At 55.5% G+C, this 23,994-nt stretch carries 14 protein-coding genes and 1 tRNA gene; 7 read left to right on the top strand and 8 right to left on the bottom strand.

Annotated elements, in window-relative coordinates; genetic code table 11:
* The first annotated feature begins 2 nt into the window (after nt 1–2).
* Together Poly51_RS10050 and Poly51_RS10045 are read left to right on the top strand one after the other, a co-directional pair.
* Entirely contained in the window at nt 3–1,727 is a 1,725-nt protein-coding gene (locus Poly51_RS10050) for a preprotein translocase subunit SecA (RefSeq protein ID WP_186775450.1), read from the top strand.
* A 303-nt stretch (nt 1,728–2,030) separates the two neighbouring features.
* The gene (locus tag Poly51_RS10045; RefSeq protein ID WP_146456819.1) at nt 2,031–3,710 is read left to right on the top strand and encodes a hypothetical protein; all 1,680 of its coding nucleotides are present in this window, start codon (nt 2,031–2,033) and stop codon (nt 3,708–3,710) included.
* A 479-nt stretch (nt 3,711–4,189) separates the two neighbouring features.
* Here the strand turns inward: Poly51_RS10045 and Poly51_RS10040 are convergent, their stop codons facing one another.
* Nucleotides 4,190–5,560 carry a hypothetical protein gene (locus tag Poly51_RS10040; RefSeq protein WP_146456817.1) on the bottom strand — a complete coding sequence of 457 codons (1,371 nt, stop codon included), beginning with the start codon at nt 5,558–5,560 and terminating at the stop codon, nt 4,190–4,192.
* Nucleotides 5,561–6,089: 529 nt separating this feature from the next.
* Here Poly51_RS10040 and Poly51_RS10035 point away from each other — a divergent pair.
* Entirely contained in the window at nt 6,090–6,851 is a 762-nt protein-coding gene (locus Poly51_RS10035; protein WP_186775448.1) for a class I SAM-dependent methyltransferase, read from the top strand.
* 194 nt (nt 6,852–7,045) lie between these two features.
* On the top strand, nt 7,046–7,891 hold the full coding sequence (locus Poly51_RS10030; RefSeq protein WP_186775447.1) for a glycosyltransferase: 846 nt from the start codon (nt 7,046–7,048) through the stop codon (nt 7,889–7,891).
* A gap of 13 nt (nt 7,892–7,904) precedes the next feature.
* Here Poly51_RS10030 and Poly51_RS10025 read toward each other — a convergent pair whose 3' ends face one another.
* A complete protein-coding gene (locus Poly51_RS10025) occupies nt 7,905–8,939 on the bottom strand; it encodes an NAD-dependent epimerase/dehydratase family protein (RefSeq protein WP_146456811.1) in 1,035 nt (344 codons plus the stop codon).
* Nucleotides 8,940–9,070: 131 nt separating this feature from the next.
* Nucleotides 9,071–10,327, bottom strand: coding sequence for a prepilin peptidase (locus Poly51_RS10020; RefSeq protein ID WP_222435819.1), 1,257 nt, complete (start codon nt 10,325–10,327; stop codon nt 9,071–9,073).
* A 418-nt stretch (nt 10,328–10,745) separates the two neighbouring features.
* On the opposite strand from Poly51_RS10020, the gene Poly51_RS10015 reads away from it, so the two are divergent.
* From Poly51_RS10015 to Poly51_RS10005, 3 genes are all read left to right on the top strand, one after another.
* The gene (locus Poly51_RS10015) at nt 10,746–15,866 is read left to right on the top strand and encodes a DUF1549 domain-containing protein (protein ID WP_146456809.1); all 5,121 of its coding nucleotides are present in this window, start codon (nt 10,746–10,748) and stop codon (nt 15,864–15,866) included.
* A 50-nt stretch (nt 15,867–15,916) separates the two neighbouring features.
* Nucleotides 15,917–17,389 carry a DUF1501 domain-containing protein gene (locus Poly51_RS10010; protein ID WP_146456807.1) on the top strand — a complete coding sequence of 491 codons (1,473 nt, stop codon included), beginning with the start codon at nt 15,917–15,919 and terminating at the stop codon, nt 17,387–17,389.
* A 98-nt stretch (nt 17,390–17,487) separates the two neighbouring features.
* A complete protein-coding gene (locus tag Poly51_RS10005) occupies nt 17,488–17,997 on the top strand; it encodes an RDD family protein (RefSeq protein WP_186775446.1) in 510 nt (169 codons plus the stop codon).
* Between the two features lie 94 nt (nt 17,998–18,091).
* On the opposite strand, the gene Poly51_RS10000 is transcribed toward Poly51_RS10005, so the two are convergent.
* From Poly51_RS10000 to rplI, 5 genes are all read right to left on the bottom strand, one after another.
* Nucleotides 18,092–19,141: an acyl-CoA desaturase gene (locus Poly51_RS10000; protein WP_146456803.1), complete on the bottom strand. Its 1,050-nt coding sequence runs from the start codon at nt 19,139–19,141 to the stop codon at nt 18,092–18,094.
* 237 nt (nt 19,142–19,378) lie between these two features.
* Nucleotides 19,379–19,714, bottom strand: a complete 336-nt coding sequence (locus Poly51_RS09995) for a tetratricopeptide repeat protein (protein WP_246114389.1) — start codon at nt 19,712–19,714, stop codon at nt 19,379–19,381.
* Nucleotides 19,715–19,894: 180 nt separating this feature from the next.
* Nucleotides 19,895–22,549: a pyruvate, phosphate dikinase gene (gene ppdK / locus Poly51_RS09990; RefSeq protein ID WP_146456799.1), complete on the bottom strand. Its 2,655-nt coding sequence runs from the start codon at nt 22,547–22,549 to the stop codon at nt 19,895–19,897.
* Between the two features lie 396 nt (nt 22,550–22,945).
* Nucleotides 22,946–23,027 (bottom strand) — tRNA-Leu (locus tag Poly51_RS09985).
* Nucleotides 23,028–23,337: 310 nt separating this feature from the next.
* Nucleotides 23,338–23,877 carry a 50S ribosomal protein L9 gene (gene rplI, locus Poly51_RS09980; RefSeq protein WP_146456797.1) on the bottom strand — a complete coding sequence of 180 codons (540 nt, stop codon included), beginning with the start codon at nt 23,875–23,877 and terminating at the stop codon, nt 23,338–23,340.
* Nucleotides 23,878–23,994 lie beyond the last annotated feature (117 nt).

Here is a 23,994-nt window from a genome sequence, read left to right as displayed (position 1 = left end):
GAGTGAGCGGTTCGAAATGGACACTCGGTCGCCGTCAAACGTATGCCGGGTTGAACGCATCTGTGGTCGATGATGTCGGTCGAGCCGTGCTGGACAAGCTCGGCTTGTCACTTCGCCCATCCCAGATCACCAGCGGCCACCACCTGCTTGGTCGAACCATCGTCGAACTGCCAACCGGCGAAGGCAAAACGATTGCAACCGTATTTCCGGCATGTGCGTTTGCCCGACGCGGTCGCAAAGTCTGGATCGCGACGGCCAACGATTACTTGGCCCACCGTGACGCACAGTGGATGCGACCGGTGTACGACCAGCTTGGTGTCGGTGTTGTCAGTATTGCCGCAACGATGTCGCCAAGTGAGCGTTCGGCCGCATACGAATCCGACGTGGTCTATGGGACCATCCGCTCATTCGGATTCGATTTCTTGAGATCCCAGATCGCGAGCGAGGACTGGCGGGGAGACGTTTTGATCGTCGACGAAGCCGACAGTATTCTGATCGACGAAGCCCGAACCCCGATGGTAATTTCGTCGTCGGGAGGCTCGACCGAACCTGAACGAAATGGCGCCGAAGAAGCTTGCTTCCGATGGGCTGCGAACGTCGCCAGCCAGCTTCGAATCGACGTCGATTTCGTTTGGTTGGAAGACCGAGGACAGACCGCCCTGACCACCATCGGCCGGCGTTCCGCACTGGATTCAGTCATGCCGCCGCAGATGCGATCGCTGACCACCACCGAGATCTTGCACGCGGTCGAACGGTCAATCCAGGCCAACCAAACCCTCTTTCGAGACGTTCACTACGTGGTCGAAGGCGACGGGATCTGCTTGGTCGACGAATACACCGGTCGAAAATCGGTCGACCGGACGCTCGGCGGTGGATTGCATCAAGCGATCCAGGCACGCGAAGGGTTGACGATCACGTCGTCAAATTGTCCGATCGCACGCATCACGGTCATGGAATTCGTTGATCGATTCAGACACGTATGCGGATTGACGGCGACCGCTTGGGAGGATCGTCAGGAGCTAAAGTCGGTCTACGGATGCGATGTACAGCGAGTTGAATCGGAGTGTCCGTCAAAGCAGGTTCGATCGACGGACCGCATTTTTGCGACCGCCGACGAAAAGTGGAAAGCGATCGAGGGCGAGACGGTTTCGATGGTTTCTGCCGGCCGAGCCGTGCTGATCGGAACGCGGACAATCGAGCTATCCGAACGTTTGAGCGAGCAGTTTCGACGCGCAGGCATCGAGCATCAATTGCTAACCGCTCGGAATCACGAAGCAGAAGCCAGTATCGTCGCCGAGGCCGGTCGGCCCGGTCGCGTCACGATCGCAACGAATCTAGCCGGACGCGGAACCGACATACAGCTTACCGACGACGTTCGCCGCGCCGGGGGGTTGCATGTCATCGTCAGTGAGCCGCACGCGTCGTCGCGAATCGATCGTCAATTGATGGGACGCGGCGCTCGGGCGGGCGACCCCGGGACCGCTTGTTTGTTTGCCAGCGGCGAGGACGAGATTTTGGCCCAGGCATTCGGTCGAGACTTTTCACGACGTTCTGCGGCGTCCGTGACACCTGCGAGTTTGGCTCGAAAGTTGGCCCGAGCCCAACGAATGGTGGCTCGCCAACACCGGATCGAGCGGGCAAGTTCCAACGCAAGCCAGCAACGGCTCGGCGAGGCCCTTCGTTCGCTGGGGATGCCTCCCCACACCACGCCGCTGCCTTCGAACTAACAACGTGACCCGGCGAGCGATGATGAACTCTGACTTTAACGATCGTGCCGTTTGGGTTGATTCGGCCGGTTAACCAAACTGTCCAGGGTCGGAAAAGCCCAACGTTCGTATCGGCAAATGGACAGACCGGGGGACTTGGCTAATTTTGACGGGGTCTCAGGAGGCAAAAACGACGTTTTTGACGGGTTTCCTCTACATTTTGTTCAAGGCTTGCGTACCCTTGGAATGGTGGAGCATGCACATCATCCGAGGATGGCGTCGCGCTCCCAAGGCAACACTCGCACACCGATTTGCAAGTCAAACATGAATTGTCGCTACCCCTTCGACTTCGCCGCTATCACCGCTCACGCCACCAAGCGTTTGGGCGGCGTCGCTATCCCATCACTCGTGTTGATGCTGGCCAGTTCAAGCAACGTCAAAGCGCAAGACGCTTGTTGTTTTGAACCTGAGTATCGGCTGCAATGCGAAACCGTCATGGAACCACAAACGGTCCAACGTTTTCGTTTGTCCTACGAGACCGAGTACGTCGACGAACAAGTCACCAGCTACCGACCCGTGCTAAAGACGCGAACGGAAGAACGCGAGTACAAGGTTGCCAAGCCTGTCGTCGAAACCAGTTTCCGCGAAGAGCGGTTCACCGTTTGGAAGCCTGTTGTCGAAACATCGTATCGGGAAGAATCCGTCCAGCAGACTCGCTACGTAAACGAAACGAGCGAACGGGAAGAGCAGTACGTCACGTATCGCCCGGTCGTTGAGACCTCTTACTATCAACAACAGTACGCGGTACAGCGGCCTGTTACCGAAACGTCGTACGTCGACCAACAATATATGGTCCAGCGTCCCGTCGTTGAAACTCAAATGCAGTCTCAGCAGTACACGTCGCTGCGTCCGGTCACAAGCGTTCAGAACCAAACCTATGACGCCGGTGGCTATGTCGCTCAGCAAGTCGTCACGCCTGGAACGGTTCAGCAAGGTCTGGCGTATGTCCCCAATGCGTACGCAACGCCGGGACCCTTGGGTATCTTCGCTCGCGTCCGTGGTGCCTACGCCGTCGTTCCTCAGGTGACGCCGCCGACCGTGCAAACACAGATGTCGTATCGCCCGAACTACATCACTCAGCAAGTCGCACAAACTTCGTACGTACCGGAAACACAAACCGTCCAAGTGCCGGTTCAAGTTCAACGGATGCAACAGGAGGTCGTCAGCCAACGGGTGCCCGTGCAGACAACGCGAATGCAGACTGACATGGTGACGCAAAACGTTCCCGTCCAAACCACTCGCATGGTCGCGACGACCGAAGTGCGCAAGGTTCCGTTCGTGGTTCAGCGTCCGATCACCGAAACGCTGACCCGAAAAGTGCCGGTCCAGCAACAACGATGGGTGACCGAAGAGCAAGTTCGCAAAGTTCCGGTTCAATCGACACGAATGGTTTACGAAACGCGGAAAGAACCGATCCAGGTTCAATACTACGAGCAAGAAGCCATCGTCCAAACCGTTCGCAAACCCGTTCAAAAACAGGTTTACGTTCCCTACAACGAAACGGTGATGGTGCCACGGCAAATGGTCCAAAAAATGCCGATTTCGTACTACGATCCGTTCAGTCCCGCGATCGTCAGCGGTTACTCGTCGTTCTCGCCATCCACCAGTTCCGTGCCGATGGGATCGGTGCCGTACAGCAGCAGTCGGATCATCACTGATCCGTCGCCCGTTGTGACGCAACCGGCCGATTCGATGGGAAGTTCGGTTCTTGAATCGCCGCAGTCCTACAACGCGGAACCTGAGTCGCGACTGCAGAGCGTCGAGCGAAAGCCTTTGGAGACTCCCAGCCCATCGGAACCTTCGGCCAATGAAAGCAGTCCTTCCGACGCGGACGAACTTCTTCCACCTGCACTGAACGCGCCCAAGACTGACGACGGTGGAACCACCGCGACGGAAGCCGGATGGCGAATCCGCTGGAATCCCATTTATGCTCGGGACGTTTGATAGGCTTTCAGTTTACGCCTAGTTGAGTCATTCGCTCGCAGTGTGGTTAAAGCGGTCTATGAATCAGTCACTTGTTTGATGGCGGGCCTTGGAATCGGGCGAAGACTCATAAGGCTGGCGTCGCTCGTTCTGCCATCGCCGCAACCTAGCAGGTTTCCCCGCTCTGATTGCAATCTCATCATTCGGTTCAGGTCGCAAGCCTTCCCAAGCTCACGAAGCGCTGCCGAATATCTTCGATCCCGCGAAGCCACATGCGCCGTCGGTTACCGGCAAAGCAAAAAATGCGAACGTCCGTGTGACGCCTCCACTCCGTTTTCGCGGCAGTCGCCCTTACTCTTCCAGCCAAGCCTTGTTGCCCAGCTTTTCTGTGGTCACACAGAACATTTTTTGCTCCTAGCGTCGCTTCCCGAGTGCCATCGCGATTCCCCAGGTCGCGGAATTGTAAAGATCACACGAACACGTCGAACATCATCAAGCTTCTATTCTGAAGCTGGATCGCGATACGTGGATCGAAATTTGATGTACGCGACGGTGTGAATCGGAAACGCGACAAGCAGCATCGCGGCCATGTAGCCGAGCAAAAGGCCGTTCGTGCCGTTCCAGTATCCACCCAGCCAGACGGCGATCCCGACCGTTCCGTAGCCGATGGTGCTGGCTGCGAGCAACGGGCTGGACCGACGTGACAACACATAAAAGGCTTGGATGGCAACCGCGTGATTCAAAACACACCCTGTTCCCAGCATCGCAACTTGAGCGACGGACAAGAAACGTGGAACCAAGGCGGCCGAAGTCCAAGTCTCGGCGATCGGCAGTATCGCGATCAGCGCAATCAACGATCCCAAGCCGGCGACCAATATGCCGGTGGACGCGATAGCAATTTGTCGCCAAAGCGTTCCCGCCTCTTCTCGCCGCAAGGCACCGTGCATCGCAGCAACAACGGGGTACTTCGTTTGAATCCAGGCCAACGCCAGCATCTGGATTGCGGCGACGATCGTTAGGGTCATGCCCAGCGGCGCTGCTTCGGTTGCCGAGTGAAAGTTGATCACAATCACCGTGAAGAGTCCGGTAGCCATATAAAACACGATGCTGGCGATCGCACTGCGCCACTGAATCGGGACAACATCATGTCGCCAAGAAAAATTGTGAGGTCGCTGCGTCACTGTCAGGAACTTTTTGAAAAATGCCCCGTACCGCCAATGAGTCAAATACGCCATCCACCCAGCCTGGGCGGCTGCCGAGAAAACCAGTACCCAAAGTTTGCATCCCAGTACCAAGCCAGTCCAAACGACAAGACTGCCCGTGACGATCTGGAACAGCCGGTTTCGATACACGTCGTCCCGAAAACCAGCACCTTCCAAAATTGCGATCGAAGGCGACAAGAAGACCGCGATTGCTGACAAAGGGATCACGAACACGAGTGGCAATTGCCAGCCGTAAGCGTCAGTACCCCGAAACGTTACGAATCCGATCCCAAATGCCAGTGCCGCAAACATCATGCTTGCGATCGCAAACCAGCGACGAGAGCCACGGACCAACTCGGCCATCCGTTTAATCGACTCACTCGAACCGTCTGAATCGCTTGCCCGGTCTTCTGAGAAATGTGGCACTTCGTGGCCAGCTTGCCCGATAAGAACGTTTAGCAGCCCAAGTTCGAAAAGAGACTGGATCCCAATGATGCTGATGATGCCCGAGTACATGCCCTGCTCTTGAAGCGTAAAGTTAGCGATGATCAGAGCAATCGTGATCGGCCCCGAAAGCACCTGCCAGACTTTGTTGGCCAATACGAACGCCAACGGACGGTCCAAGTGAAGTCGGTCCGATAACTGTCTCAGCATGTTGGTCTTGGGCAAAGCAAAAAGAGAGGATTTTAAAGCAACGACGTTGGAAACTGGACACTGTGGCAATCTGTTACGATCATAACGGGCGGTTTGCTCGCGACTATCGCCCAAACAATCGACGATAGGCTTCACCCTACTAGGACAGCGGCGTGTCAGCACTCGTCCGTTCGACTTACATCCTCAGCGAAGTAAGATCAACCGTCAATTATTGACGCTTGACAAACTGTTCAGCCAATTCTTTTCGATCGAGTCGATGACATCACTGCAGCCACCTGAACTCGAGCTCGTCAACTGTCCCATCTGTGGTAGTCAGGATTTTCACAAAGTCCTTGATACCGTCGACAACCTTTTTCGAATTCCAGGCGTGTATGTTGTCTGTCGCTGCCGCGATTGCAGCCATCTTTATCTGAATCCACGGCCAACGGCGGCCACGCTTCATCGCTGCTATCCCTCGGAGTACGGACCACACCAAACTCCGGCTCCCCACGAACGCGAACTCGACAGCACGCCCTCGTCTCCCTGGTATCTTCGGCATTTGCCGTTGAAGCGAATTCCCGGTTTGCGAGCCTTCTTCTATTGGCTGATGGACGATCGCGGCCAGCCGCTTCCAAGTTGGCCGGAAAAGTTTGACCAAGGCCCACCTAGAGTTTTAGAACTGGGATGCTCGACCGGAGCCTACCTCGGCAGGCTTGCCGACGCCGGTTGGCAAGGAGTCGGTATCGAACCCAGTTTGGTTGCATCGCAAAAGGCACGTGAAAGCGGGTACGCAGTGCATACCGGTGTGCTTGATGACGTCCAATTGTCGCCTCGGTCGTTCGATGCCATCTGTGCCTGGATGGTGCTGGAACACACCATCGATCCGGTTGACACCTTGCAGTTGTTTGCCCGTCTACTTCGCCCTGGCGGTCAACTCCTACTCAGTGTTCCCAATGCGGGTTGCTGGGAACCGAAAGTGTTTCGGAAGTACTGGTACGTTTGGGAATCGCCTCGACATCTTCATCACTTTGATCCGAAGCGACTGCAGAAGCTACTCCAAGACACCGGATACCCCGATGTCCAAGTAGTGCATCAACGAAACGTACTCAATATCATTGGCAGCATTGGGATTTTTCTGAAGCGTTTTCAATCAACGGCTCGATTGGGTCAACGAATCATGCGTTATCCCGATTCGCCGAGACTTCCTGTCCAGCTCTTACTCGCCCCCATCGCTCAGGCGTTGGCCCTTTTTGGGCAGGCGGGGCGATTGACAATTATCGCCCATACATCATGTGATCAAACGACCGCCGGAGATCTGCCGAAGTGAATGTTTTGTTTCTATCGTCCGGCGCAAAGGTTCCCTCGGCAAGATTCCGCATTCATCCGTACCTACGTCATTTCCGGTCCGAAGGGCATCGTTGCTATTGCGCCGATAGCTTCCCGCAAAAGTATGACTATTTTCCGTGGATGGGTTTTCGTCCAAGTCAGTTGCTCAAACGAAGCATGCGCTGGTGGCACTGGATGCGTGCAAAGTTATCTACTTTTGACTTGGTATTTATCGATCGCGAGATTTTTGACAACGAATCGACTGAGATGGAAGAGCGTTTTCGTGAGGCCTGTGGAAAGATGGTCATCGACATCGACGACGCCGTGTTTCTGCGCTATCCCGAAAAGTTTGACCACCTGATGAAGATGGCTGATCTTGTCGTTTGTGGGAATCGTTTCTTGATGGAAAGGGTTCATCCGCTCAATAGCCAATTGCTTCACATCCCAACCTGCGTCGATATGGAAGACTACCGCCAGCGTCGCCCTAAACCCGTAAGTGACCTGCCTGTGGTGGGATGGATGGGCACTACGGGAAACTTGAAATACTTGGAAGTCCCCGCGAATGCACTGCGAGCGGTCGCGGCAAAAATCCCTTATGAATTGAGAGTTGTTGTTCCGGACATTTCGCCGCTAGCGGAAACCAATCTTGCCGGCGTCAATCTTGTTCACCAGCGTTGGGACCCGGCTGGCGAAGTGCAACAGCTTCAACAAATGGATATTGGGCTGATGCCTCTGTTCGCAAACCAGGAATGGGATATCTATAAGTGTGGATTGAAATTGATACAGTACCTGGCGGTTGGAGTGCCTGCGATTGCTGCGCCCGTCGGAGTTAATTCCGAAATCATGGAAAGTCAACAAAACGGATTGACGGCGGAAACCACCGATGAATGGGAAGCAGCACTCACCAAGCTGCTGTCTAACCAATCGATGAGAAATGAGATGGGTCTGCGCGGGCGACAAACCGTTCAGGCGAAGTACTCGATTGGCGCTAACTACCCGGTCCTGAGAGATCGTCTCATCGAACTGGTTGAAACTCATTGAAATCTTGTGTGATTCAGTCGTTGTTGGGCGACCGCCAACTGAGCGGCAAACCTTGTTCGATTTCGATGTTTTCGAAAGCAGCACTCTTCCGATAGCCCACTTGTTTTGCCCACCGTGCCATTTGTCGAATTCCAACAGCAAGCGGTGTTTCGGTTGACGCACCAAAAACACGATCAGCCTTACTGTGGTCGGACCAAGCAAGGTGGACTTCGTTGCGTGCAGCCAAGAATTGAATTTCTGGTTTCCCACCAAACTCGCTTGCGACTACATCCACTAGCTCACGGACGCTGACCGGTACGCTAGCGCCAATGTTGAACGCCTCTCCCTCGGCTTCTTGAACAAATGGAGCTGACAACATGGGGCGGATGATGTCGGCAACGTAGGTAAAGGCACGCTGTTGCGAACCATCGCCAAAAATGGGCAACGGCAAACCCTGCATCATTCGGTTCATGAAAATCCCCACGACGTTACGGTATCGATCGCCGATATTCTGATATTCTCCGTACACATTGTGAGGACGAAACACTGTCGACTTAAGCCCAAACATGTCCGCCGCTGACTTTAGGTCTAGCTCTACGGCAAGCTTTCCAATGCCATAGGGGTCTTCGGGATGCGGAACGGTTGCCTCTGTCATCGGAACCTGCCCTTTGCCATACACAGCAATCGAGCTAGTGAATACGAAATATTGAACGCCGGCCTTTACCGATTCGTTGATCAAATTCACACTGCCAATCAGATTATTTTGGTAGTTGAATCGACGAATAAAATGACTCAGCCCCTCGGCCGCGTAGGCCGCTAAATGAAACACATAACGAACCGGCCACTTTGAATACAACTCGGCAACATCATTGGCGTTGGAGATGTCACCTTGGACGAAAACCACCCGTTCATGACTTGGAATATTCTCCTTGAACCCACCCGACAAGTCATCAAATGCGATAATCTGAAAGTCTTGGTATCGTTCGTCATCCAGGATAGCCCGGACAAGATGGGATCCGATAAAGCCGGCTGCGCCAGTGACAAGAACTGCAGGTGCGAGATGAGGCATGACGATTGAAGGGTGAATGGAATTGATCGATCAATGAGTTCCGCAGCATGCTAGCGACGGCAAAATAGATAAATACAGCGAAGAACGAACACGCGATGGCGAGCGAGTTGCAAATCTGCAAACTGTCGCTATCAGTCGGCAAATAATCTCATCTTGATGTGACGCCAAACGAAAAGCATCACTCCCATCAATCCTAGCATGGCGATGCAAATCCATAACAGCATGGGGCCGATCATCTGCAAGTTGGTGGCCAACCAACTGTTGTAAACGCGGTCCCAATTCAAGACGGTCAGTGCGGTTCCCGCGCACAGGTAGGGTCCAAATGGAACTTGCGGGTCGCGGGTGATGATGTACTGGATGATGACGATGAAGATGGCGGCAAAAGGAGCGAGGAAGAATGCCGATATCGCTCCCTGCCATCCGATGAACGCGCCGACCATTGCCATTAAAGTCACGTCACCGAACCCCATCGCTTCGACATTCATCGCCGATGACGCGACGATACGAATCGCCCAAACGACGCCGCCGCCGACAGCGAGGCCGACCAGCGATGAAAACAGTCCTAGCCATGAATTCCCGCCCGAGTTCCAAACCGATACGATCGCAATCAGGCCGACGATCCACATCGCTAGCAGAACCTTCCAGAATCCGTAACGCACCAGGCCGGCCAAGAAGTGATTGACGGCGCGCGCGAATCCACGCCGGCGCAACAACGGACCGTGCCAGCGTCGGTCGGCCAGGGCGAAGCACCACACGGTCCAAATTGCGATTCCGACGCGCAGGCCCGTCATTCCCATCCATGGACCCGCTGCGTACCAGGGCGAATCAAAAGTCGTTGGTAGCAGAGATTGAGCATTACCGCCCACCGGCAATGCGGTCGGTAAAAAAATCTCGATCGAAATCGCGCCAAACACCAAGCCGATCAGCGTTCCCGGAATGGTGATAATGTCGGGGATCGTTCGTTCGTCGAAGTCAATGAAGGTTGCGGCCACCATCAGCGTCAACAGGATCGCATGGGCAGAAAAAATCCACATCGCCCAAGGTTCGAAATTGGTGATGGATTGTGGAAACCGTGCTTCGATCGGCAGCAGGCCGCCTGCCTGAGTTTCGAACCAGAAAAGCATCGGAATCGAAATCGCCATCGCGATCTCGATCAACATGGGACGCACCCAGAAACCGCGGCCATGAACGACCGCTTCGCGGCGCAGGCCAAGCCAGCCCACGATCGGGACTCGATCAAGCCATTTTCGCGGCGGTGCTTTTTCGTCGGCCGCCACCCAGGGGGAAATCGGGCGGGCTCCGAAATACGCGAAAGTGTAGATGATATGGTTAGCGAGCGCTCCGGCGATCGCCCCAACGCACATCAAAAAAATTATCCGAAGTTCCATCACGTACCGTTTTCCTGTTTCCTGCCTTGGCCCCCGATCGTTGTCATTGTCTGCCCGCGATTGTGGTCAACGAGAAAGGCTGAAGCCTCATCCTACCATTTCGGTCCGTCTGGAGTCGCGATGATTGACGGATGGGTAGTGCCGCATTAAACTTTGTCAAGGTGAGAAATGCCGTCATTGGCCGTTCTCACTTCCCGCCTGCCCTCGCTTGGGCTACCGACGTTGATCCACCTGGATCACTGTTGGACCGGCGTTGTTACCGACGAATCGTTTCCTTCCGAAGCACCATTTGCGTCCAGGGGAAACTTCGCTGGAACCGGTCGTCACGCGTCCGGTCACGATACAACGCGAAGTTACTCCCGCCACATTCACGCAATCGATCCTTCGGAAGGTGCTAGGCCTTCACGAGACATTGTAAATGCGCGCGACTGCTCAACGCTGCTTGACGTTCCTGGTTTGTTTCGCCGGATCGATCGTATCCGCTGGCGACGACGTTCCCGTTGAATCTGCGACGGAATCGGTCAGCTTCCATCGCGATGTCGAACCGATTTTGAATCGCGCTTGCTATGGTTGCCACCAGGACGCCAAGCCGCTCGGTTCGTACTCGATGACCGACTTTCATGCGCTGACGATCGGCGGCGAAACGGAGCAAGCCGCGGTAGTACCGGGCAAGCCCGAGGACAGCTTTCTGTTGTCCCAGATCACACCCGTGGACGGTCATGCGGAGATGCCAGACGAACCGTTTGAACCCTTGGCGGATGTCGAGATCGAAATGATCCGCCGGTGGATCGCGGAAGGTGCCGTCGACGATTCGCCCATTCAAGCAGGGCCGCGGTTCAGCGCTGATCACCCGCCAACCTACTCCGCCGCCCCGGCTATGCCGTCGATCGATGTTTCGCCCGATGGCACGCGAATCGCGATCGCCGGATTCCACGAAGTTGTGATGATCAACGGCGCTGACGGCAAAGTCTTGTCGCGTCTGGTCGGAATGAGTCCGCGCATCAATACCGTTCGCTTCTCGCCCGACGGTCGACGTTTGGCTGCGGTCGGTGGAACGCCGGCGTCGCGAGGTGAGTTGCAAGTTTGGGATGTCGCATCGAACCAGTTGGTGTTGTCCAAACCGATGACTTTCGATTCGCTTAGCGGCGCATGCTGGTCGCCCGACGGAACGAAGATCGCGTTGGGTGCTTCGGATAACACGGTCCGCGCCGTGGATGCGGAAAGCGGTGTTCAAGTGCTCTTCCAAGGCGCCCACGAAGACTGGGTTCAAGATGCCGGGTTCACCCGCGATGGCAAACACTTGATTTCCGTCGCTCGAGACATGTCGTGCAAGCTAACCGAAGTCGAAACCGAACGCTTTGTCGACAACATCACTTCGATTACCCCCGGCGCTCTCTCGGGTGGGCTTTCCAGCGTGGCTGTTCATCCGGCTCGAGACGAAATCTTGATCGGTGGTGCCGATGGTGTTGCGAAGGTGTATCGGGTCTTCCGTGAAACGGCACGCAAGATTGGCGACGATGCCAACTTAATCCGAACGCTGCCCAAAATGTCCGGACGAATATTTAGCGTCGCGATTAGCGACGACGGTTCACGCTTGGCCGCGGCCGCAACGATTGACGGTCACAGCGAAGTGCGAGTTTGGAAATATGACTTTGATGGCGAAGTCGATGACGATTTGAAAAAGATACTCGGCAAACGGGTCGCCGAACGTAGCGGAGCCGAAAAGAAGCGGGTCGAAGAAAGTCGTGTTCGGGAGATTACGGAATTGGCGAGTGTCGCCATCGACAACGCCGCGGTGTATGCCATCGCTTTCGCGCCCGATCGAAGCCTGGTGGTGGCTGCCAACGATGGGCGGGTGCGCAAGATCGACGCGAATGGTCAGATCGCCTCGACGTTTGCACCGTTCGATATCGCGCCCGAAACGGCCGGCAACGCGGAGGGCTTCGATGCGAAAGTGTGGAACAAACGAGCGAATCAACGATACGACGACGCCGTCACCGAAACGCTGCCGCCGATGAACGACATCGAGTCCATTCAAATTTCACCCGACCAAATCGAGTTTGCGTCGCCTTATGCGTATGCGCAATTGATTGTCACAGCAATCGGAAAAGACGGCCAAACCGCCGACATCACACGTTCTTGTGAAATCGATGTGCCACCGTGGGCAACGCTTGCCACGGATGGGCTGGTGCGTCCCACGCAAAATGGTTCCGGCCGGCTATCCGTTCGCTTCGGAAAACAGGCTCAGTCGATTCGGATCTCGGCAAGCGGTTCCCGTACGGGCGATGTTGATCATGGATCCGTTGACTACATTCGCGATGTGTCACCAGTGCTTAGCCGATTGGGGTGTAACAGCGGCACATGCCATGGAGCTCAAAAGGGCAAGAATGGTTTCCGGCTATCGCTTCGCGGATACGATCCCATTTTCGATTTGCGTGCTTTAACCGATGACTTGTCGGCACGTCGACTCAACGCCGCCGCTCCGCAAGAATCATTGATGCTTCGCAAGCCATTGGGCACCACGCCACACCAGGGCGGCACGCTGATGGAAGCGGGCGATCCGAACCATGCAATCTTGAGTCGCTGGATTGCCGATGGCAGCCTGTTGGATATGGATTCGTCGCGAGTATCGCACGTTGAAATCTTTCCGACCAATCCGATCGTTCAGAGCCTGGCCGCTCGCCAACAAGTTCGCGTCGTTGCGTACTACGGCGACGGGACATCACGTGATGTGACACGGGAAGCCTTCATCGAGAGCGGAAACACCGACGTCGCTGTTTCTAGCAGGACAGGATTGTTGACTGCGGTTCGTCGCGGTGAAGCACCGATCCTGGCGAGGTTCGAAGGTGCGTACGCTGCCACAACACTGACGGTGATGGGAGATCGAAAAGACTATCAGGATCGTCGGCCAGAAACGTGGAGTCAGATCGACGCGTTGGTTGCCGCGAAATGGCATCGTGTGAAAGTCGAGCCCAGCGATCTTTGCGACGATCCTGCGTTCCTTCGCCGCGTGTACCTTGACCTGACCGGATTGCCACCGACGAGTGATCAGTTTCGCAGCTTCGTGGCGGATGATTCGCCGACCCGAATCAAACGTGCGCGAGTGATCGATGAATTGATCGGCAGTGAAGCATACATCGAGTTCTGGACCAACAAGTGGGCGGATCTGCTACAGGTCAATCGAAAGTTTCTTGGCGTCGAAGGCAGCACCAAATTTCGTGAATGGATCCGCGCCAGTGTCGCCGCCAATCAGCCGTATGATCGGTTTGCTGAAGAAGTGCTTACCGCGACCGGTTCCAACAACGACAATGCACCGGCTTCGTATTTCAAGACACTGCGTGTGCCCGAAGACACGATGGAGAACACGACGCATTTGTTTCTGGGGATTCGTTTCAACTGCAATAAATGCCACGACCACCCGTTCGAACGCTGGACCCAGGACCAGTACTATGAAATGGCGTCGTACTTTGCGCGTGTCGGGCTCGAGAAAGATCCGGCATCGGGAGATCGAAAAATTGGTGGCACCGCCGTCGAAGGCGCGACGCCTTTGTTCGAAAAAGTCGTCGACAAGGTCACTGGTGACGTCATGCATCCGCGGACGGGGCAACCGGTCGAGCCGAAGTTTCCCTTCGACGTACCTCACGAAGTCGAACCCAATGCAACACGACGAACAAAGTTGGCTCGTTGGATCACAGACGCCGACAATCCGTACTTTGCTCGTAGCTATGTCAATCGGTTGTGGGGCTACTTGTTTGGTGTGGGACTGATCGAGCCGATCGATGATATTCGGGCGGGCAATCCACCCACCAATCCCGATCTTCTTGATCACTTGTCGACAACGTTCATCGAATCGGGATTCGATGTCGCGCACATGATGCGGACGATTTGCAATAGCCGCACGTACCAATTGGATGTCGCAGTTCACGCGATGAACCAAGACGACAAACTGAACTATTCGCACGCTCTGCCACGGCGGTTGCCGGCGGAAGTGATCTACGATGCGGTTCACTCAATTACCGGTGCCGTTTCTCATATCCCAGGCGTCCCGCCGGGGACTCGCGCAGCGGCGCTAACCGATTCCGGCGTCAAGCTGGAAGACGGTTTCTTGCAGAATTTGGGGCGACCCACGCGAGAAACGGCCTGCGAATGCGAGCGGTCCAGTGACCTTCAATTGGGGCCGGTGATGGCCCTGATCAGTGGGCCGACCATTGGTGCTGCGATCGCGGATCCCAAGAATGATCTCGCGAAGTTGGTCGACAAACACGCCGACGATCACGCCTTGGTCGAAGAATTATTCATTCGTACGCTTGGACGAACGCCCAGCGAAGCCGAGTTCGCAGCGTTTATCGAAACCACAGCGACGATCATGTCCGATCATCAAAAACTTGGCGATCGGTTGGCCGTATCGGAACAAGAGTGGAAAAAGCGTCGCGAGAAGTTGGAAATCGAGCGAGCGGCGAACCTTGCGGCAACGGTCGCGAAAATCGAGCAGCGGAAAATCGAAATGCAACCCGAACACCAGATACTGGAAGAAGCACGCCTTCAGAAGATGAAAGCGGCCGAAGCCATGGTCGCGAAAGCAAAATCAGGCATCGACCAGCGAATCGCGAAATGGTCAAAAGACTCAAGTGGCGAAATCGAGTGGCACCCGATCGCATTGAGCGCAGCGTCCACCACCAATCAATCGGTTCTTGTTCCGTTATCGGACCGATCGATCATCGCGAGTGGGAAAAAGGGAAAAGGCATTTACAAGCTAACCTTCCAAACGAAACTGCCGCGGATTACTGGGTTCCGCATCGAAGCGATCCCCGATCCCAGTTTGCCGTCGAGCGGTCCGGGTTTAGGAGGAAACGGCAATTTTGTATTGACGGAAGTGGTCGTCAAATCGGGATCCATCGATCAACCGGGCAAATTGACGGCGGCGAAAATTGCGAGAGCGACCGCCGACTATTCGCAGTCTGGGTTCAAAATCGACCAAACATTCGATGCTAAGACGAACGATCAAGGCGGGTGGGCTGCGGCCAATGCGTTGGGCATTGTTCACTGGGCGACGTTCCAGTTCGCCGAACCAATCGCGAATGAGGCTGGTACGGTACTGAATTTTGACTTGCACCAATTTCACAATGCGGTCGATCACCGCCTCGGGCGATTTCGAATCAGCCTGACCACGGATGCCGGCAAGATCGGATTGGGCCGACCGGAGTCGTTGGCGGCCATCCTTGACACGCCCGCCGGCCAACGTAGCGACGAATCGAAAAGCCTGCTCGCCGACTACGTTTCGAAAACGGATCCAGAGATCCAAAAAGCAACGGAAGCACTTCAGGTTGCCAGGCAGCCGATTGCTGCCGACGAACAGGTCGTTGCACTGGAGCAGCAGCAGACGCGATTGTCGGTGCCCACACCCGATTCGCCGGCGTTGGTGCAATTGCGTGCAGACGCGGACCAAAGTACCCGGCAACTCGAGAACGTTCGCTTGACTGCCGCCGAGGACTTGACTTGGGCGTTATTGAATAGCCCGGCGTTTTTGTTCAACCACTAAGTCGCTTCACACTTTGTCGCTACACACTTTCCAACCTCGGAGACTCCGCCATGCTGTCCTTCAAAGGCTTTCCCGCCAAAGACCTGTGCGATACGCATCTTACGCCGACGCGTCGGTCGTTTTTGCGTGTCGGCGGCTGCGGAATGCTCGGTCTATCGTTGCCTGAGTTGATGCGGATGCAGGCGGCCTCGGCATCGGAAAACCTTAGCGGCGGCGGTCCCGGGTGGGGCAAAGCCAAGAGTATCATTTTGGTTTACTTGCAAGGCGGTCCCAGCCACTTAGACCTTTGGGATCCGAAAGAGAATGTGCCGGACAATGTCGCCAGTATTTTTAAGCCGATCAGCACCAAGATTCCCGGCGTCAAGTTCACCGAGAATCTGCCGAAACTGTCCCAAATCAACGACCGGTTCACAATGATCCGATCGATGTCTTACACGCCCAACGGGTTGTTCAATCACACCGCCGCGATCTACCAAATGATGACCGGGTACACGACGGACAAAGTCAGCCCGTCGGGTCAATTGGAACCTCCATCGCCGAAGGACTTCCCCAACTTTGGCAGCAACATCGTCAAGATGCGTCCGCTAGAAGAGCCGATGTTACCATTCGTGATGCTGCCACGGCCGCTTCAGGAGTCCAATGTGATCGGTAAGGGAGGCACTGCCGGTTTTCTTGGAAAGTCGTTTGATCCCTACACGCTGTATCCCAGTGGCGATGATCTCGACATGGGGAAGATGGACCGCATCAAGATCGACGACTTGAAACTTCGCCCCGAAGTGTTCAGCGTCCGTCTTCAACGCCGGGCCAAGCTGCGTGACCTGTTGAACGCGCAGATGCCGGACATCAATCGCGCCGTCGAATCGTTCGAGTTGGACGAGTACTACGACAGAGCCCTGTCGTTGATCGTATCGGGGCGAGCCCGTGATGCGTTCGAGTTGGCGGCTGAGTCGGATGCAACCCGCGATGCATACGGACGAAACACGTTCGGCCAAAGTTGCTTGCTGGCCCGACGGTTGGTCGAAGCGGGGACCCGGGTCGTTGAAGTCATTTGGCCCAAGGTTGCAAACAGTGACAACCATTCTTGGGATCATCACACGGGGCTTAGCAAACGCATGAAGGACCAGTCGGCGCCGATGCTGGACAACGGCTTGTCGGCCCTGATCACCGATCTGGATGACCGTGGCATGCTAGATGATACGTTGGTTGTCGCGGTGGGTGAATTCGGCCGTAGTCCTCAACGCGGTGTCAGCACCAGTGGCAATAACAACTCGGACGACGGACGTGATCATTGGCCATATTGCTATACGGCCGTAATGGCCGGCGCGGGGACGCGCCGCGGGTATGTCCATGGGAAGAGTGATAAGACGGCGTCGGCACCGTTGGAAGACCCGGTTCACCCGGCCGAACTGTTGGCAACGATCTATCACAGTTTCGGCATCCACCCCGAAACGATCGTCTACAACCACTTGAACCAACCACGCGAGCTTGTGAAAGCCAGCGCGGTCACCCGATTGTTGTCCTAGACCCCCACTGGCGGTTTGAGAACGCTTAGAATGCCGTCGTCGGGTGTGCCGTTTTGGTTCCCGCCACTTTCATTCCAATGATAGCCTGGGAGACAAACATGTCGGAAAATCCTTACGCCAGCCCAAACGTCACATCGGATGCCGCTTTCAATCTCGATGGCCAGTTGAATGTTGACAACGTCCCGGTAGCGTCGCAGAACAAACGTCTGGTGAACTTCTTTCTGGATAACATCGCTACTCAAGTCATCTCGCTGGCGGGTGGTTTCTTGCTGGGGATGGTGATGGTCGCCAGCAGCGGTGGCGGAAACCTTTCACAAAGCCAAGCCACCGGGATGCAGTTCATGGGAATGTTCATTGGCATTCTGTTGACATTGGCCTACTTCGCTGGCATGGAATTGGCGTGCGGGGCGACGATTGGCAAGTTGATTACCGGAACACGCGTCGTCAACGCGACGGGTGGAAAAGCGGGGATCGGCCAAATTTTGGGCCGCTCGTTGGCTCGTCTGATTCCCTTTGAACCGTTCTCTTTCTTGTTTGGCGACAAGACCACCGGTTGGCACGATTCGCTTTCGGGAACGCGAGTTGTTGATATCCGAAAAGCTCGTTGAGATACTGCTCGTTGAGATACTGGACAGGCAATGAAAAACCCTGACCGCGACGGAGTCGCGACCAGGGTTCGATTCTTTTGGGAATGACCGCTGCCTAGTTGGCGAGTGCGGCTTCTTCTTTGGCCTTCTTTTCGGCCGCGTTCTTGTAGTCGACGACATCCCAGACCAATCCGGTTGCCTTCAACAATCGGATCGCTTGCCACGTGATGTCGAATTCCCACCACTGGTGGCCGTGCTTTGCCATGCGGGGATATGCATGGTGATTGTTGTGCCAGCCTTCACCGTAAGCAACGATCGCGACGAACCAGTTGTTGCGGCTATCGTCGGTCGTTTCGTAATTGCGATAGCCGAACATGTGCGATGCGCTATTGACCAGCCATGTCGAGTGCAACACGCCCACCAAGCGAACGAACATGCCCCAAACCAACAGCGACGTCGCCATGTATAGGCTGTGGTCGAATGCAAAATAGCCGACCGTGAACAGGATGATGCCGGTCAAGATATGCAATGGCAAGAACAAGACATCCAACCAACGCATGCCACGTTCTTTGTACAAATCGGGAACCCAGCGTTGTAGATATGCCTTGCGGTCACCGTTGTGCGTGTGGAACGCCAGCCAAAAAATGTGACTCCAAATGCCGCCGTCATGCGGCGAGTGGGGGTCGCCATCGAGATCGCTGAACGCATGGTGCTTACGGTGGTCCGCGACCCAGTCGAGCGCCGATCCTTCGCCGGCCAACGTGCCGATGGTGGCGAACGTGTATCGAACCCAAGGTTTGGATTTCATTCCCGTATGCGTCAGCATGCGGTGGAATCCCAAGCAGATTCCAAGGCTGCCCGTCATCCAGTGGATCACGACCATGACCGCCAATCCGGTCCATGAAAAGTAGAACGGTGCGGCCAAGACGACCAAGTGTGCCATCGTCAGCCAGCCGACGGCCCAATAACTGATATTGGAGACCCGTTTGCGTTCTTCCACGGTGGGATGAGCATGCTTGCTGATTTTCGGAGCAGCCGTTTTGTCGGCTACAGGCTCTTGGAGATTGGGTTGGTCCCAGACCGGCGTTTGTGGCGACGAATCGTTGGCAGCGTCACTGGGACGAGAACGTTTGCCCTTTGCCGGGGTATCAATCACAGATGCCATTTAGATTATTTTCCTATTCAGAGTCAGCTTTCCAACGTTCTTCGCTGAAAAGATGGCCAAAGTGTACTGAAAACTGTGTAAACACCCCTGGGTCACGAAGCCCAACTTTGTAACAGCCGTGTAAAAGTCTGGGTCCCAAATGTCAAAGTACATGCCCTGCAGAGGGGTTTTTCCGCTGCTGCGACGTGTCATGGTCGAGTCACTGCCGTCGCCAGGGGGGGGCGGCTCTGTCGTTTGTTAGCCCTGGCCGATCGATTGGGCCTTGGCCATCGCGTCTTCGGCCTTGGTGATGTAGACCTGTTCCTGCGTTCCGGCCCAGGCCCGTTGGTAGGTGACGCTGAGTGCGGTGAAATTGAACGAATCCGTCGGTTCCAATTCACACGCTTTCTCGCCATGGGCGATGGCCAAATCGTGTTGACCCGTCTTGGTGTAGGCTCGTGACAACGCCAAATGGGCAAGCACGAACGTGTCGTCTTGGGCGACGATTTCATTCAGCCCGGCGATGGCTTCTTCGAATTTTTCGGCGTCGATCAGCTTTTCGACTTCGTTGTATTTAGCGTAAGGATCGCTCATCACTTATCTCGTCTTGGGTTGAAGTTGCGGTAGCAGCCGTGGACCGCGATTGATTCTTCGCTGCGCGGCTGGTCTTGTCTGCACGGCTGGCAAAAAAGAAGGGACCCGCGGACACATCCGCAGGCCCCTCCCTAACTTAGTAACTGGGTAAGTCATCGTTTACCCGAAGTGCACTCGAAACTACTTCTTGCTCTTGGCGTTTCGCAGCGCCGCTTGGGCCGCAGCCAATCGTGCGATCGGCACTCGGAACGGGCTGCAGCTGACATAGTCCAGACCGACGCGGTGACAGAAGTCGACCGACGCTGGGTCGCCACCGTGTTCGCCACAGATACCGATCTTCAATTTGCTCTTGGTCGAACGCCCCTTTTGAACGCCCATTTCAACCAACTGGCCGACGCCTTCTTGGTCAAGCGATTGGAAAGGGTCGACGTGCAAAATGTCTTGCGACAAGTAGTCGGGCAAGAATGTATTGATGTCGTCGCGGCTGTAGCCGAACGTCATCTGAGTCAAGTCGTTGGTGCCGAAGCTGAAGAAGTCCGCGTGCTCGGCGACCTTGTCCGCCGTTAGGGCGGCTCGAGGAATTTCGATCATCGTTCCGATCGAAATGTCCAACTTGCCGGCGAAGCTCTTCGCTTCCACGGTTTCCTTGATCGTGGCTTCGACCTTGGCGCGAAGCATCGAAAGCTCCGCGGCGGTGCCCACCAATGGGATCATGATTTCCGGCATCGCCTTGATCTTCTTGCCCGCACACGAGATCGCTGCTTCGACGATCGCACGAACTTGCATTTCAAGGATTTCGGGGTACGTCACGCTCAAACGGCAACCACGGTGTCCAAGCATCGGGTTGGATTCGTGCAGTGCTTCGGCCCGCTTGACGATGTCGGCTGGCTTGACACCAAGTTCCTTTGCCATTGCCTTTTGCGATTCTGGATCGTGTGGCAGGAATTCGTGCAACGGTGGGTCAAGCAATCGAACCGTCACGGGCAATCCGTCCATCGCCTTGAAGATGCCTTCGAAGTCCTTGCGTTGGAAAGGCAGCAATTTCTTCAAAGCGGCGCGACGATCTTTCTCCGTGCTTGCCAAAATCATTGCACGCATGTGAATGATTCGGTCGGCTTCAAAGAACATGTGCTCGGTTCGGCAAAGACCAATCCCTTGAGCACCAAATTCGTGAGCACGCTTGGCGTCGGCAGGCGAATCGGCGTTGGTACGAACGCCGAGGGTTCGGAATCCGTCGGCCCACTTCATCAGCTTCGCGAAGTCGCCCGACAACTTGGGTTCTTGCGTTTCGACTTCACCCGACATCACTTCGCCGGTCGTTCCGTCCAAGCTGATGATGTCCTTGCCCGTGAAGGTTCGGCCGGCGACCTTGATCTTCTTGCCCTTTTCGTCGATTTCGACTTCGCCGGCACCGGCAACACAGCACTTGCCCCAACCGCGAGCCACAACGGCGGCGTGGCTGGTCATGCCGCCCGTGCTGGTCAAAATTCCAGCCGCCGCGTTCATGCCGTCGACGTCTTCGGGGCTGGTTTCCTTGCGGACCAAGATGACTTTCAATCCAGCTTCGGCAGCTTCGCGAGCTTCCGGGGCGCTGAAGACCAACTTGCCTACCGCCGCACCCGGCGACGCGGGCAGACCGCGACAAAGCACATCAGCAGCGTTGCGAGCGGTCGGCTTGAAGCTGGGCAACAACAATTGGGTCAAGTCGTTGGCGGGAACCCGCATGACGGCTTCCTTCTCGGTGATCAAACCTTCTTTGACCATGTCGCACGCCGTCTTGACCGCGGCAACTCCGGTGCGTTTGCCGGTTCGTGTTTGCAGCATGTACAGCGTGCCACGCTCGATCGTGAACTCGATGTCCTGCATTTCTTTGTAGTGGTCTTCAAGAGTCTTCTTGATGTCCAGCAATTCCTTGTGGACCGCTCGGTTCCACTTCGGCATTTCCGCGACCGGTTGTGGCGTGCGAATGCCAGCGACGACGTCTTCGCCCTGAGCATTGATCAAGAACTCGCCAAAGAACTTGTTCTCGCCCGTGTTCGGGTTGCGAGTGAACGCAACGCCCGTTCCCGAATCGTCGCCCATGTTCCCATAGACCATCGATTGAACGTTGACGGCGGTGCCGAGCAAGCCGCGGATGCCTTCGATTTCGCGATAGCGAACAGCTCGGCTCGTATTCCACGACCCGAAAACTGCCATGATCGACAACTCGAGTTGCTTGATCGGATCTTGCGGAAACTCGCTGCCATTTACCTTCTTGTAAAGGTCCTTGTAGTCTTCGCAAAGTTGCTTCAGACCTTCGGCCGGAACCTCGGTGTCTTCGGTGACTTTGTATTTCTTTTTGACTTTGTCGAACGCCGTTTCGAACGCGTGGTGGTCCATGCCCATCACGACGTCGCCGAACATGTTGATCAAGCGACGATACGCGTCGTAAGCGAATCGTTCGTTCTTGGTTGCTTTCGCCAAGCCTTCGGTGGCGGCGTCGTTGAGACCCAGGTTCAAAATCGTGTTCATCATGCCGGGCATGCTGACCGCTGCACCGCTGCGGACGCTGACCAGCAATGGGTTCGAATCGTCGCCGAACTTTTTGTCCAGTTCTTTCTCGAGCGTCTTCACAGCCGCATTCACATCGTTCATCAAACCGGCAGGCAATTTTTTACCGGCTTTGTAATACGCGTCGCAGCACTCCGTCGTGATCGTGAATCCGGGAGGCACGGGCAAACCGATCCGAGTCATTTCGGCCAGGTTGACGCCTTTGCCGCCGAGGATGCTCTTGGAGGCATCTGCGCCTTCGGTCTTCGTTTTACCGAAGTAGTAAACCATCTGTGATTTGGCCATCGATTTTTCTCTTGTGGAGCCGTAAGTCAGTGTGAATTTCGGGGCGGAAGTTTGGAATATCGTGCTTGCAGTGATCCCTAAGCCGATCGATCCTGGTTCACCAGTCAAACGCTGGGGAACTGAAAACGATGCCAAGGGGCCTCCGAAGAGGTCATCAAGTGGGCGACGCATGGTCGCGTCGTGATGAGAAGCGAGCCCGGCATACCACTTCGGTCGCCGCCAAGCCTAAAAGCACGTCATTTTGCGGCTAAATGTATTTGCGAGATGCTAAGCGGTCAATGACGAGCAAAGCAAATTGAGAAGTCTTTGTCGATCTATTTCGAAAAAAGACAGCCGGAATTCCGACCGGAGACTCAGCAAGAGGTCTCCAAAACTACCTCAATCGGGAGGTTCAAATAGGGCTGACAGGAATCGAACCTGCACTCCGTAAGGAACTAGATCCTAAGTCTAGCGCGTCTGCCAGTTCCGCCACAGCCCCGCATTTGAATCCGAAGAGAACAATCGAAAGTCTACAAGAAACCTGGCCCTTGGCTAGGGCATCAAAGCGCCAAGCAGATTCAGGAAAAAAGGTGACAGGAGCCTCAGGGGCAGTTGAGGCTCCTGTCACATCGCACCGGCACATGGGGCACAAGCGCCGGGCGACTTACTCTGTTAACAGTAGATTGTTCACTCGCAGTACCTGTCATCGGTGCGGTCAGCCGAAGACTTTACTGCTTGCCGAATATTTTTCCAGGGGACTTGCCGATCCCCCGTTTTTTCTTGCAGCGTGATTGTCGCGACTGGCTGTTCTATTCCTTGCCGGCCATGTCGGCGGTCACGGTTGGGACGACCCAGACCTTGACGCTCGCGTCGACTTCGCTGTGCAGGTGAACCTTGACCGTGTAGAGGCCGAGTTCCTTCAGCGGACCCTCTAGGCGAATTTGGTCTGTCGCCAACGTAAAGCCGGCCGCTTTGAGCGAATCGACAATTTCGTGCGGTCCGACGCTGCCGTACAGATGGCCTTCGTCGTTGGCATTGGCTTCGATCGTGATCGATTGCTTGCCAAGTTCGTCCGCTTGTTTTCGGAACTCGCTTAGCTTTTCCAGTTCGATCGCACGCAATTTCTCGCGATGCTTGTCGACCATTCGTTTGTGGTGGTCCGTCGCGACGGTTGCCAATCCTTGAGGTAGCAGGAAGTTGAGCGCAAAGCCGGGTTTGACTTCGACGATGTCTCCCTGGCGGCCGAGGTGCTCGACGTTGTGGATCAACAACAATTGAACGCCACCATTTTCACCCTTGGGCAATCGCTTGAAGGTCTGGTCACGTTTACGGGGTGTGGAGGTTGGCATATCAGGACTCGGAATGGTCGAAACGATTGTTCAGTTGGATGGAAATGTGTGTGTTTTGTCGAGGTCGTTGCTGCTCGGCGCATCTTTAGGAGGCCTGGCAGGTGCGGTAGCGTAGCA

Origin of the sequence: Rubripirellula tenax (assembly GCF_007860125.1) — a bacterium.
Lineage (GTDB): Bacteria > Planctomycetota > Planctomycetia > Pirellulales > Pirellulaceae > Rubripirellula > Rubripirellula tenax.
Note: the sequence above shows the minus strand (reverse complement) of the source record. Positions and strands in the feature narration are given on the sequence as shown.